This window comes from Bradyrhizobium sp. STM 3562 (assembly GCF_045571435.1).
Lineage (GTDB): Bacteria > Pseudomonadota > Alphaproteobacteria > Rhizobiales > Xanthobacteraceae > Bradyrhizobium.
This window is the reverse complement of the sequence record NZ_CP120694.1, coordinates 7,318,422-7,329,794: the sequence shown is the minus strand read 5'-3', so window position 1 is coordinate 7,329,794 and position 11,373 is coordinate 7,318,422. Positions and strand designations below refer to the sequence as shown.

The window sequence follows — 11,373 nt, the reverse complement described above, 5'->3', positions numbered from 1 at the left end:
AGCGAGATGACCAGCAAGACGGAAACGAGCGAAGGCGCGATGGCCGAATATGTCACCGCCGTGATCGGCGGCCAGCTCTTCGGGCTGCCGATCTCCCGCGTGCAGGACGTGTTCATGCCGGAGCGGCTGACGCGGGTGCCCCTGGCGGCGGTCGAGATCGCCGGCGTGCTCAACCTGCGCGGCCGCATCGTCACCGTGATCGACATGCGCGCCCGGCTCGGCCTGCCCAGGGCCTCCGACGGCAAGCCGCCGATGGCGGTCGGCGTCGACCTGCGCGGCGAGTCCTACGGGCTTTTGATCGACCAGATCGGCGAGGTGCTGCGCCTGCCCGAGGACGGCCGCGAGGACAACCCCGTCAACCTCGATCCGCGCCTCGCCAAGCTCGCCGGCGGCGTCCATCGCCTCGACGGCCAGCTCATGGTCGTCCTCGACGTCGACCGCGTCCTCGAAATGGCGCCCGACGCAAAGGCGGCGTAGCGAAGATGGCATCGCATATCGTTGCGAAACAAATATGCTTTGAGGGCACCGGAAGTAGGAGGCTCACATGAGAACATGCCTGGTCGTCGATGACTCGAGCGTCATCCGAAAGGTCGCGCGCCGCATCCTGGAAGGGCTGGACTTCCAGATCGTCGAAGCCGAGGACGGCGAGAAGGCGCTCGAGGCCTGCAAGCGCAGCATGCCGGACGCGGTGCTGCTCGATTGGAACATGCCGATCATGGACGGCTACGAGTTCCTCGGCAATCTGCGCCGCATGCCCGGTGGCGATGCGCCCAAGGTGGTGTTCTGCACCACCGAGAACGATGTTGCCCACATTGCGCGCGCCCTGCATGCGGGCGCCAATGAATACATTATGAAGCCCTTCGACAAGGACATCGTCACGGCGAAGTTCCAGGAAGTCGGCCTCATCTGATTTTGCTTCGATCCGGCGGCTGTACGGCCTTCGGCGTCGCGTTTGTGTTGTGCCGTCAGTCATAGCTGGTGATGAATGAGTGTTGCGTTAGCGAGTATTTCGACCCTGAGTTCGGCCAAGCAAGAGCCGTTGCGGGTCATGGTGGTTGATGATTCCGTCGTTATCAGAGGTCTGATTTCCCGCTGGATCGGCGCCGAGCCCGACATGGTGGTCGCGGCATCCCTGCGCACCGGGTTAGAGGCGGTCAACCAGCTCGATAAGGTCAAGCCCGACGTTGCCGTGCTCGACATCGAGATGCCGGAGCTCGACGGCATTTCCGCGCTGCCGCAGTTGCTTGCGAAGAAGCGCGATCTCATCGTCATCATGGCCTCGACGCTCACCCGTCGCAACGCGGAGATCAGCTTCAAGGCGCTCTCGCTCGGTGCGTCCGATTACATTCCGAAGCCCGAGACGACCCGCGAGCCGGCCGCCGCCGAGATCTTTCATCACGACCTGATCCAGAAGATCCGCACCTTTGGGGCCAAGGTTCGCCGGGCGGCGGCTTCGCCGGTGCGCCCGCTCGTTCACCCCGCGCCGCTGGCGCCGGCGCTCGACAAGCTCCACGACGCGACGGCGCGGCCGGCGGTGGCGCATCCGCCGTTGAAGACTCGCGCTTTCAGCCTGCATCAGCCGCGTGTGCTGCTGATCGGATCGTCCACCGGCGGTCCGCAGGCGCTGATGTCGGTCGTCACCGATCTCACCCCGGTGATCGACCGCTTTCCGGTGCTGATCACCCAGCACATGCCGCCGACCTTCACCACGATCCTGGCCGAACATCTGGCGCGTTCGAGCAAAAGGCCGGCGCATGAAGCGATCGACGGCGAGGTCATCAGGGCCGGCCGGATTTATCTGGCGCCGGGCGGCCGCCACATGCGCGTGGTGCGTCACGGAGTGGATGCCGTGATCGCGCTCGACGATGGCCCGCCGGTGAATTTCTGCAAGCCCGCCGTCGATCCGCTGTTCACGTCCGCGACCGAGTTCTGGCAGGGCGGCACGCTCGCGGTGGTCCTGACCGGCATGGGCTCGGACGGCATGCGCGGCGGCAAGGACGTCGTCGCGGCCGGCGGCAGCGTGATCGCGCAGGATGAGGCGAGCAGCGTGGTTTGGGGCATGCCGGGTGCCGCGGCCAATGCCGGAATCTGCGCCGCCGTGCTGCCGCTCAACCAGATCGCACCGAAGCTGGTTCGCTTGTTTGCGGGGGATCGATCGTGACGCCGGCAGACTACGAGTTCCTGCGCAAGCTCTTAAAGGAGCGCTCCGGCCTCGACCTCTCCGCCGACAAGCAATACCTGGTGGAGAGCCGGTTGATTCCGCTGGCGCGACGCGCGGGACTTTCCGACATTCCCGATCTGGTCGTGAAGATGAGGGGCGGAGCCGAGGCGCTGATCGTGAACGTGGTCGAGGCGATGACCACCAACGAGACCTTCTTCTTTCGCGACAGGATTCCCTTCGACCATCTGCGCGACACCATTGTGCCCGCCTTGCTGCAGTCGCGCGCCGCCCGCAAGTCGATTCGCATCTGGTCCGCCGCCTGCTCGACCGGGCAGGAGCCCTATTCGATCGCGATGTGCCTGAAGGAGATGGCGCATCTCCTCTCGAACTGGCGCATCGAGATCGTCGCGACCGACCTGTCGCAGGAGGTGCTCGAAAAAGCGAGATCGGGCATCTACAGCCAGTTCGAAGTGCAACGCGGGTTGCCCATCCAGCTCCTGGTCAAGTATTTCACGCAAATGGGCGAGATGTGGCAGGTCAATCCCGACATCCGCGCCATGGTGCAGCACCGGCAATTGAACCTGCTGCAGGACTTTTCCCATCTCGGCAAGTTCGACGCGATCTTCTGCCGCAACGTCCTGATCTATTTCGATCAGGAGACCAAGGCGTCGATCTTCGAGCGGCTGCTGAAGGTGATCGAGCCCGACGGCATGCTGATGCTCGGCGCGGCCGAATCCGTGGTCGGCATCACCGACGCGTTCAGGCCCTATCCGGACCGCCGCGGCCTCTACCAGCCGAACCCGCTGCGCGGCGTGCCGCCGGCGTTCGGTGCGATGCCGCAGGTGATGAAGCTCGCAGCCGCACGCTGAGCTGCGGTCAAAGCACGCGATACTCTCTGCCCATCATCCTCAGACGGTGAGAGTTCGAAGCCACGTCGGTCCTGGACGATATTGCTCTTGCTGTACAATCGCGCGCGGCCGGAGGGGTGAACCGTTGCCGGTGATCGGGTTTTCGCTACCGGATCAATCCCCAATAAAAAACCCCGCCATTGGCGGCGGGGTCCAGTCCGGGAGGACGAGCCGGACGTCCGGCTCACGGAAGAAGCGGATCAGGCGGGGATGCGCTCGTCCAGATCGTGCGGCTCGCGCAGCACATAGCCGCGGCCCCAGACGGTCTCGATGAAGTTGCGTCCCTCGGAGGCATTGGCGAGCTTCTTGCGCAGCTTGCAGATGAAGACGTCGATGATCTTCAGCTCCGGTTCATCCATGCCGCCATAGAGATGATTCAGGAACATTTCCTTGGTGAGCGTGGTGCCCTTGCGCAAGGAAAGCAGCTCCAGCATCTGATATTCCTTGCCGGTCAGATGCACGCGCTGGCCGCCGACTTCGACGGTCTTGGTGTCGAGATTGACGACGAGATCGCCGGTCTGGATCACCGACTGGGCGTGGCCCTTGGAGCGGCGTACGATGGCGTGAATGCGGGCGACCAGCTCGTCCTTGTGGAAGGGCTTGGTCATGTAGTCGTCGGCGCCGACGCCGAGACCCTTGACCTTGTCTTCGATGCCGGCCAGCCCCGACAGGATCAGGATGGGAGTCTTGATCTTGGAGACCCTGAGCTGCTTGAGCACGTCGTAACCGGACATGTCGGGCAGGTTCAGGTCGAGCAGGATGATGTCGTAGTCGTAAAGTTTGCCGAGATCGACGCCCTCCTCTCCGAGATCCGTCGTATAGACGTTGAAGCTCTCGGATTTGAGCATCAATTCGATCGACTGCGCGACGGCGCTGTCATCTTCAATCAGCAAAACGCGCATGCCAGTTCCCCATAGTCGCCCCTCCGGGCGTCAGGTCGGCCGCACTTGCGGCACACAAAACGCCTTTGAACAACTGATTCGGATCCTGACGACTCATGGTTAACAAAAACTGATTCTGATCCGCAAGGTCCCACGGTGCAATTTTTGTCGAATCGCCCTAAGATATTGCGTCGAAGCAGCTTTTCGTCTCCGTCCTCGTTCAAGTTCCAGTTTAAGAGACGGGGTTAACCGACTCTCTCGACTCGCTGTTCTTCTGAGCAGGCGAGCGTCTCCAGTCACCAAAGACAGTGACGCAATGATTAATGATGCGGGTAAACACGAAGTTAAGCTCTGCAACTCCCTTCGCCGAAACTTAAGGTTTCGCCGATGAAAGCATTGGCCGAACAGATCGGCGACATCGACGGCGTCAATATTTATGGCCGAGTTGTGGGCGTTCGCGGGCTCATGGTCGAGATCGCCGGGCCCATTCACGCGATGTCGGTCGGCGCCCGCATCGTGGTCGAGACCGGCGGCAATCGTTTCATCCCCTGCGAGGTAATCGGCTTTTCCGGCAACAATGCGGTGGTGATGCCGTTCGCAGGGCTGGAGGGCGTGCGGCGCGGCTGCCGCGCCGTCATTGCCAACGCGGGCAACCAGGTGCGGCCCACGGCTGCCTGGCTCGGCCGGGTCATCAACGCGATGGGCGAGCCGATCGACGGTAAGGGGCCGCTGCCGCAGGGCACGTCCCCCATGCCGTTTCGCAACAACCCGCCGCCGGCGCATTCGCGCAAGCGCGTGGGCGCCCCGCTCGATCTCGGCGTGCGGGCGCTCAATACCTTTCTCACCTGTTGTCGCGGCCAGCGGCTCGGCATTTTCGCCGGCTCCGGCGTCGGCAAGTCGGTGCTGCTGTCGATGCTGGCCCGCAATGTCGATGCGGACATTTCTGTCATCGGCCTCGTCGGCGAGCGCGGCCGCGAGGTGCAGGAATTCCTGCAGGACGACCTGGGTGAGGAGGGCCTGGCACGGTCGGTGGTGGTGGTGGCGACCTCGGACGAGCCGGCCTTGATGCGGCGCCAGGCCGCTTATCTCACGCTCGCGATCGCCGAGTACTTCCGCGACGAGAACAAGGACGTGCTCTGCCTGATGGATTCGGTGACGCGCTTTGCCATGGCGCAGCGCGAGATCGGGCTGTCCGCCGGCGAGCCGCCGACCGCCAAGGGCTACACGCCGACCGTATTCACGGAGCTGCCGAAGCTCCTGGAGCGTGCGGGGCCGGGCACCGGGGAGGGCAGCATTACCGCGATTTTCACCGTGCTGGTCGACGGCGACGATCACAACGAGCCGATCGCGGACGCGGTCCGCGGCATCCTCGATGGCCACATCGTGATGGAGCGGTCGATCGCCGAGCGCGGCCGCTATCCCGCCATCAACATCCTCAAATCGGTCTCGCGCACGATGCCGAAATCGGCCGATCCGGCATTTCTGCCTGTCATCACCAGGGCGCGCCAGGTGATGGCGACCTACGCCGACATGGAGGAACTGATCCGCCTCGGGGCCTACCGGCCGGGCTCGAGCGCCGAGGTCGACCTTGCGATCCGGCTGCATGAACCGCTGGAGGCATTCCTGCGCCAGCGCAAGGACGAGGCATCGAGCCTCGCCGACGGCTACCGGGCGCTTGAACAAATCCTAAAGGATTTGGCAACGGAAAGCTAACTTTGTCGGGCCATCATCCGCTCCAGCTATTAACGACACCGGCGGGTCCCCCAAAGGCATGCCCGCTCGGTCCCGCATCTGAAACGGGACTTCTGGGGAGTATGAGTCGATGAAGTCACGCGAAACGCTGATCCGCCTGAAGAAATTTCAGGTCGACGAGAAGCGCCGGAGAGTCGCCCAGATCGAAGGCATGATTGCCGACTTCCAGCGTATGTCGGCCGAGCTCGAGCGCGAAATTCAAAGCGAGCAGGAGCGCGCCGGGATCAACGATCCCTCGCATTTCGCCTATCCGACCTACGCCAAAGCCGCGATCCAGCGCCGCGAGAACCTGCTGCGCTCGGCGGAAGAATTGAAGGGCCAGCTCGAAGACGCCAAGGGACATCTAGCCGAAGCCTTCGAAGAATTGAAGAAGGTCGAGCTCTTGGACGAGCGCGACCAGGCGCGCGAGCGCGCCGAGGAAAACGCGCGCGAACAGGCCGATCTCGACAGCATCGGATTGATGCGCGCGCGTCTCGGCGTCATCGCCTGATCGCCGCTCGGCGTACGGGCGTTTGGTCGCCAACCGACCCGGAGCGCGCGGCCCCGGGCGTTCTGCTGTTGCTGGCGACGGCGGCGAGCGAAGCGGTTGGTGGACAGCGTGGTCGGGGACCATGTTACTATCGTTTTTTGATTAGGGCGCGCTCTCGAACCGTCATCCCGGGGCGCGAGCCGCCGGGTCCGCGCGAAGAGTGGCCCGATGAGCGCAAGAGGGCCGCGTTTTGGGGGACGCCAGATGCTGACGCCACCTGAGCTGGTCTGGCTGATCGCCGCGGTGGCCAAGGGCGATGAGGAGGCGTTCGAGCGCCTCTATGCCGCGACGCGGGCGAAACTTTACGGCGTCGTGCTGCGTATCTTGCGACGGCAGGATCTCGCGGAGGACGTCATTCAGGATACTTACGTCAGGATCTGGAACGGCGCCGGCCAATTCGATCCGGCGCGCGCCTCGCCGATCACGTGGATGGCCTCGATCGCCCGCAACCGCGCCATCGACATCGTGCGAAGAAAGGGCGAAATCGCGATCGAGGAGGAGCAGGGGGCGCTGGAGGTCGCCGCGGAGACCCCGGATCCGCTGGCCCGCCGGGACATGACCGAGGAGCTGAAGCGTCTGTTAGAATGCATCGGCCGCCTGCAGCCGGACCGTCAGCGGCTCGTCCTGCTCGCTTATTACAACGGCTGGAGCCGGGAGCAGTTGGCGGCGAAATTCGAAGCGCCTGTGAACACGATCAAGACCTGGCTGCGCCGCAGCCTCCTGGATATCCGCGAGTGCCTTGGACTTTGACTACGATGAAATCAGCCGCAGTTCTCACGGGATCGGAGGTCGACCTGCCCCCAGCGTGGAGAGGTGATCTGCGGCAACCCATTGAACCGAACGCGAACAACCGGCGCTGATGCCCTATAGCGAGGACCATATCGCGCTCGCCGCGGAATATGCGCTCGGGACGCTCGACGCCGACGAGCGCGTGCAGGTCGAGACCATGATGGCCGTGGACAAGGATTTCGCGGCGCTGGTCGAGGCCTGGCGGTTGCGGCTTGGCGCGCTGAACCAGATGGTCGGCCTGGTCGAGCCGCGCCCGGTGGTGTGGGAGAACATCAGAAATGCCCTCCGCCATGCCGAGCCGCAGGCGCCGCTGATCCTGCCCGAAGCGCCGCAGGTTCAGCCTGCGCCGGCCGAGCCGGCGGCTGAGGCCGGTGCTCCGCCACCTCAGGCGAGCAGCACACCGCCGGCGGCAACCGTCACGCCGGCCGCCGACGATTCCAATGTCATCCGCCTCGCCCGCCAGGCACGGCGCTGGCGCGGCATCGCGAGCGCGGTCACGGCGATCGCAGCCGCGCTGGTTGCGCTTCTCTGCCTGCAAGTCTTTGCGCCGGGCCTGTTGCCTGACGCGCTGCGCCCGCCGCCGCAAACGAAAGTCGTCGAGGCGAAGCCTTCCGCCGCCGCGCCGCAACCGGCTGCGCAATACGTCGCGCTGCTGCAAGGGCAGGGCGGCGGCCCCGCTTTCATTTTGACGGTCGATGCTGCGACCAGGAATTTCACCGTGCGTAAAGTCGGCGCCGGCGACGTCGAAGCCGGCAAGTCCTATGAACTCTGGCTGATCTCGGACAAGCTCGATCGGCCGCGCTCGCTCGGCGTCATCGGCAGCGATGAGTTCACCACGCGTCCGCTGCCGTCGTCCTATGATGCCGACGTCATCAACAACGCGACCTACGCGGTGACGGTGGAGCAGGCCGGCGGCTCGCCCGACGGCACGCCGCATTCGGACCCGGTGTACTCCGGCAAGCTGATCGAGACGGTGCCGGCGGGGGCGGCGGCGGAAGGGCAGTCGCAGAAACGGTAGCGCAGGTGCGACCGGCCGCCGTGAGCGGCATCAAATCCTGCAAGGGGCCGATGCTTATCCGCCCGGCAATCGGCCATTCCGCAAGAACGCGATCAGAATGCGCGCCGTCTCGTCCGGAAACTGATCGACGAAGAAATGGCCGCCTGGCAAGGAGGCCTCGGTCACCGTCGCGCACCGTTTGCGCCACTCCGCCGGAATATCGAACAGTTTTGCGATCACACCGGAGGCGCCGTAGAAGACCAGCGTCGGGCAACTGACCTTGCGGTCGATGTCGGCTGCATCGTGCCCGAGGTCGATGCTGGCAGCCGCCCGATAGTCGGAGCACGAGCCGTGAATCATGGCGGGCTCGCGCCAGGAGCGGCGATACGCCGCGAGCATGTCCGGATCGAAGTCCGACGTCTTGGTGGCTCCCCAGCCGACAAGGCAGGTCTCGTAAAAGAAATCGGGATCGCTGCCGATCAGCCGCTCCGGAAAGGGCTCCGGTTGCGAGAGCAAGTACCAGTGCCAATAGCTGCCGGCGACCTTGCGGTTGGTATCCATGAACATGGCGTAGGTCGGCACGATGTCCATCACCGTCAGTGAGAGAACGGCCTCGGGATGGTCGAGCGCCATGCGATGCGAGGTGCGGCCGCCGCGATCATGTCCGATCAGGTGGAAGCGCTCGTACCCGAAATGTCGCATCAGGCGGAGCTGATCCTCCGCCATTGTCCGGAACGCATAATTCGAGCGATCAGGCAGACAGCGCGGCTTGTCGGAATAGCCATAGCCGCGCAGATCGGCACAGACGACCGTAAAATGCTCGGCAAGCTGCGGGGCGACCCGCGCCCACATGGCTTTGTTTTGCGGAAAGCCGTGCAGCAGAAGCACCGGCGGACCGCTGCCGCCGATCACGCAATCGATCGCGACCTCGCCGACGGACACGTGTTCACGGGAGAATTGGTCGAACATTATCGCGGCTCCTGTGCTGCGAACGCGACAGCATCCGTATTCGCGCCGCTCAAGACGATGCCGAGCTGGTCGCCGGGACGCGGCCGATATGCGCCGCAAAGGACTGCCGCGGCCGCAGCGGCTCCGCCCGGCTCGATGGCAACGCGTAAAATCTCCCAGAGCCGCCGCTGCGCCTCTCCGATCGCCTCGTCGCTGACCAATATGACCGACCGGACATGGCGGCGCGCGATCGGGAATACCCGCTCGCCGACCCGCCGCGGCGCCAGCGAGTCCGCCGCGATCCCGCCCGCCGGCGCATCCACCGGCGCGCCTGCGCGCAGCGCGTATGTCAGGGTCGGCGCCGACTCCGGCTCGACGCCGATCACGGCCGCCCGCCCCGCGTACCAGGCAGCGATTCCGCCGATCAGCCCGCCGCCTCCGACCGACACCAGGAGCGTGTCGAGTTGCGGCACCTGCGCCTCCAGCTCGAGACCGATGGTCCCCTGGCCCAGCATGGTTTCCGCCTGGTCGAAGGCATGGATCGTCATCGCGCCCGACTGCGCCGCCCAGGCCTGGCTCGCCGCCAAAGCGTCGGCATAGCGCTCGCCGACGACGCGGAGATCCGCGCCGTAGGTACGGATGCGCGCGAGCTTTGCTGGCGAGGCGACGCTCGGCACGAAGATTTTCGCACGCACGCGCAAGCTGCGCGCGGCATAGGCGACCGCGGCGCCGTGATTTCCGCCGGAAGCGGCGACCACACCTGTGGAAGGCACGTTGCGCGACAGCAGATTGGCAAAGGCGCCACGCGTCTTGAACGAGCCTGCATGCTGCAGGAACTCCAGCTTGAAGTGCAGCGGTCCGGAGCCAAGCCCGAAATCGGCGAGATCGGCCGTCACGACCGGCGTCGTCCGGATATACGGTCGGATCATTCGCTCGACCGCGCAAATCCTTGTCCGATCGAGCGGCTCGGCCGCGGCCTCTGGGATAGGAGTTTCCCTTGTACCGGTCACCGCACGTCTCCCCAGCAGGGCTCAGCGCGCCGGCCACGACGGGGCGAGCACGTCGTAGTGGCACACGAACTCGTCGAAACGCGACAATACCGCGCGCGCCTCGGGGTCGACCACGGCGACCTCCGGGGCCGCCCCGGCAAATGCCTTGACCGCCTCGATGCTGTCCCACAACGTCACTGCCAGGAATTCGACGTCACCGCCGGCGTTTCGCTTCAAGAGGTAGGCCCCGCGATGACCGGGCAACGAGGCCAGCGAGGGGAACACGCGGTGCGTCGCATGGTCCTGATAGTGAGGTGCGTTCTCCGCTGTCGTCTCTCCGCGCCAAATGCGTGCGATCACGATTTTCCTCCCATTTCCTGATATTGCCTCCGCCTGGCATCTCACTCCGTGCTGGTCTCGCTGTCGCGCCACAGGCAGATCACGGTTCCGTGCGCGGTCACGCTTGCGTCGGTGTCAACGACATCGATTTCGATGGTGACGAGGCGTCCATCGCCGTGGCTTCGGGTCGATCGCACCGCGGCCGCTTTGGCGCGGACCGGCACCGTCTGCGCGGTGCTGTTCATCGTTAGCTGAACGACCGACCAGGCGCCGCGCGGCGAAGGCGGCGAAATTGAGCTGACCGCATCGAGCGCCGCGGTCTCGATCAAGCCCGATAGGGAAAGCTGCGGCAGCGGCGTTGGCGAGGGACGTCTTCTATGCGGCGCAATGGCAACCCAGGCCGCATCAGTGAGAATCTCCGCGAAGGATGTCGGCCGCTGCGTGGTCAGTCCCGACAGCCAGCGTCTTGCGACGAAATGGGCCGGGCCGTTGACCAGTGCCGCCAGCGCCGTGAGCGGCAGGTCGCGCACGATGCCGGCCTTCACCAGCGGCGCCATCCAGTCGCGAATATGACCCGCGGTCGCGCGATTGAGCTTTCGCACTTCGCTCCCGTGCGACGGCTGCCAGTCCGGTCGGCCGCGCTCGTACATGAACCAGGCGAGATCCGGGTTCGCTTCGACCCAGGCGAGGTGATGCTGCACCGCCGCGTGGATGGTGGCGCGCGCCGCCTTGGCTCCGGAGTGCTGCTCCAGCGCCTTGACCAGCCCGCTCTGATACGCGGCGATCCCGCGCAGATAGAGCGCTTCCGCAATCGCCTCCTTGCTCGGGAAGTGATGGAACAGAGCCCCATTGCTGATGCCGGCCCGCGCCTGGATTTGCGCCGTCGTCGCGCGATCGAAGCCGACTTTCGCAAACACCGCCAGCGCTGCGTCCAGGATCACCTGTTTCGGATCACGGCCGCTCATCACAAGAGCATTACTCCAGAGTATTACTCTGTCAAGCGAAGAGCCGTTCCTGCCGGAGTTGGCCGTCGGCAAGCGCAGCGGGGATGGGCGTTGCGAAATCCGGCACTTGATCGCA

13 protein-coding genes are annotated in these 11,373 nt (G+C 64.9%); 8 read left to right on the top strand and 5 right to left on the bottom strand.

The genetic code is table 11. The features are described 5' to 3' along the window. Positions 1-6: 6 nt before the first annotated feature. The 4 genes from P6U23_RS33820 (at position 7) to P6U23_RS33805 (ending at position 3,030) form a co-directional block, all read left to right on the top strand. Positions 7-477, top strand: coding sequence for a chemotaxis protein CheW (locus P6U23_RS33820; protein ID WP_407176655.1), 471 nt, complete (start codon positions 7-9; stop codon positions 475-477). 67 nt (positions 478-544) lie between these two features. Then, the gene (locus P6U23_RS33815; RefSeq protein WP_407176654.1) at positions 545-910 is read left to right on the top strand and encodes a PleD family two-component system response regulator; all 366 of its coding nucleotides are present in this window, start codon (positions 545-547) and stop codon (positions 908-910) included. Between the two features lie 75 nt (positions 911-985). Next, positions 986-2,161 (top strand): chemotaxis response regulator protein-glutamate methylesterase, encoded by a 1,176-nt coding sequence (locus tag P6U23_RS33810; protein ID WP_407176653.1) that lies wholly within the window; start codon positions 986-988, stop codon positions 2,159-2,161. Further along, positions 2,158-3,030 carry a CheR family methyltransferase gene (locus tag P6U23_RS33805; RefSeq protein WP_407176652.1) on the top strand — a complete coding sequence of 291 codons (873 nt, stop codon included), beginning with the start codon at positions 2,158-2,160 and terminating at the stop codon, positions 3,028-3,030. Before P6U23_RS33810 ends, P6U23_RS33805 begins: the two co-directional genes overlap by 4 nt. Before the next feature lie 239 nt (positions 3,031-3,269). Here the strand turns inward: P6U23_RS33805 and ctrA are convergent, their stop codons facing one another. Then, positions 3,270-3,971 (bottom strand): response regulator transcription factor CtrA, encoded by a 702-nt coding sequence (ctrA, locus tag P6U23_RS33800; RefSeq protein WP_024512593.1) that lies wholly within the window; start codon positions 3,969-3,971, stop codon positions 3,270-3,272. Positions 3,972-4,337: 366 nt separating this feature from the next. Here ctrA and fliI point away from each other — a divergent pair, with 366 nt between their 5' ends. The 4 genes from fliI to P6U23_RS33780 all read left to right on the top strand — a co-directional run bounded on the left by fliI (position 4,338) and on the right by P6U23_RS33780 (position 8,038). Continuing rightward, positions 4,338-5,663, top strand: coding sequence for a flagellar protein export ATPase FliI (gene fliI, locus P6U23_RS33795; protein WP_407176651.1), 1,326 nt, complete (start codon positions 4,338-4,340; stop codon positions 5,661-5,663). 109 nt (positions 5,664-5,772) lie between these two features. Then, positions 5,773-6,192 carry a flagellar export protein FliJ gene (gene fliJ / locus P6U23_RS33790; protein ID WP_024512591.1) on the top strand — a complete coding sequence of 140 codons (420 nt, stop codon included), beginning with the start codon at positions 5,773-5,775 and terminating at the stop codon, positions 6,190-6,192. A 243-nt stretch (positions 6,193-6,435) separates the two neighbouring features. Continuing rightward, positions 6,436-6,981: a sigma-70 family RNA polymerase sigma factor gene (locus P6U23_RS33785; RefSeq protein WP_407176650.1), complete on the top strand. Its 546-nt coding sequence runs from the start codon at positions 6,436-6,438 to the stop codon at positions 6,979-6,981. Positions 6,982-7,090: 109 nt separating this feature from the next. Further along, complete coding sequence (locus tag P6U23_RS33780; protein WP_407176649.1) at positions 7,091-8,038, top strand: anti-sigma factor domain-containing protein; 948 nt, start codon at positions 7,091-7,093, stop codon at positions 8,036-8,038. Positions 8,039-8,092: 54 nt separating this feature from the next. On the opposite strand, the gene P6U23_RS33775 is transcribed toward P6U23_RS33780, so the two are convergent. From P6U23_RS33775 to P6U23_RS33760, 4 genes are all read right to left on the bottom strand, one after another. Continuing rightward, the gene (locus tag P6U23_RS33775; protein ID WP_407176648.1) at positions 8,093-8,986 is read right to left on the bottom strand and encodes an alpha/beta hydrolase; all 894 of its coding nucleotides are present in this window, start codon (positions 8,984-8,986) and stop codon (positions 8,093-8,095) included. Further along, on the bottom strand, positions 8,986-9,894 hold the full coding sequence (locus P6U23_RS33770) for a threonine/serine dehydratase (RefSeq protein ID WP_407176647.1): 909 nt from the start codon (positions 9,892-9,894) through the stop codon (positions 8,986-8,988). The genes P6U23_RS33775 and P6U23_RS33770 overlap by 1 nt, the downstream gene beginning before the upstream one ends. A 102-nt stretch (positions 9,895-9,996) precedes the next feature. Continuing rightward, positions 9,997-10,314: an antibiotic biosynthesis monooxygenase family protein gene (locus P6U23_RS33765; protein WP_407176646.1), complete on the bottom strand. Its 318-nt coding sequence runs from the start codon at positions 10,312-10,314 to the stop codon at positions 9,997-9,999. 41 nt (positions 10,315-10,355) lie between these two features. Continuing rightward, positions 10,356-11,258, bottom strand: coding sequence for a TetR/AcrR family transcriptional regulator (locus P6U23_RS33760; protein WP_407176645.1), 903 nt, complete (start codon positions 11,256-11,258; stop codon positions 10,356-10,358). Positions 11,259-11,373 lie beyond the last annotated feature (115 nt).

Bases quoted from the DNA above. Each gene is read 5' to 3' on its own strand.
- fliJ (WP_024512591.1), top strand. From the start codon at position 5,773: ATGAAGTCACGCGAAACGCTGATCCGCCTGAAGAAATTTCAGGTCGAC.
- P6U23_RS33770 (WP_407176647.1), bottom strand. From the start codon at position 9,894: ATGATCCGACCGTATATCCGGACGACGCCGGTCGTGACGGCCGATCTC.
- P6U23_RS33810 (WP_407176653.1), top strand. From the start codon at position 986: ATGAGTGTTGCGTTAGCGAGTATTTCGACCCTGAGTTCGGCCAAGCAA.
- fliI (WP_407176651.1), top strand. From the start codon at position 4,338: ATGAAAGCATTGGCCGAACAGATCGGCGACATCGACGGCGTCAATATT.
- ctrA (WP_024512593.1), bottom strand. From the start codon at position 3,971: ATGCGCGTTTTGCTGATTGAAGATGACAGCGCCGTCGCGCAGTCGATC.
- P6U23_RS33815 (WP_407176654.1), top strand. From the start codon at position 545: ATGAGAACATGCCTGGTCGTCGATGACTCGAGCGTCATCCGAAAGGTC.
- P6U23_RS33775 (WP_407176648.1), bottom strand. From the start codon at position 8,986: ATGTTCGACCAATTCTCCCGTGAACACGTGTCCGTCGGCGAGGTCGCG.
- P6U23_RS33760 (WP_407176645.1), bottom strand. From the start codon at position 11,258: ATGAGCGGCCGTGATCCGAAACAGGTGATCCTGGACGCAGCGCTGGCG.
- P6U23_RS33785 (WP_407176650.1), top strand. From the start codon at position 6,436: ATGCTGACGCCACCTGAGCTGGTCTGGCTGATCGCCGCGGTGGCCAAG.
- P6U23_RS33820 (WP_407176655.1), top strand. From the start codon at position 7: ATGACCAGCAAGACGGAAACGAGCGAAGGCGCGATGGCCGAATATGTC.
- P6U23_RS33780 (WP_407176649.1), top strand. From the start codon at position 7,091: ATGCCCTATAGCGAGGACCATATCGCGCTCGCCGCGGAATATGCGCTC.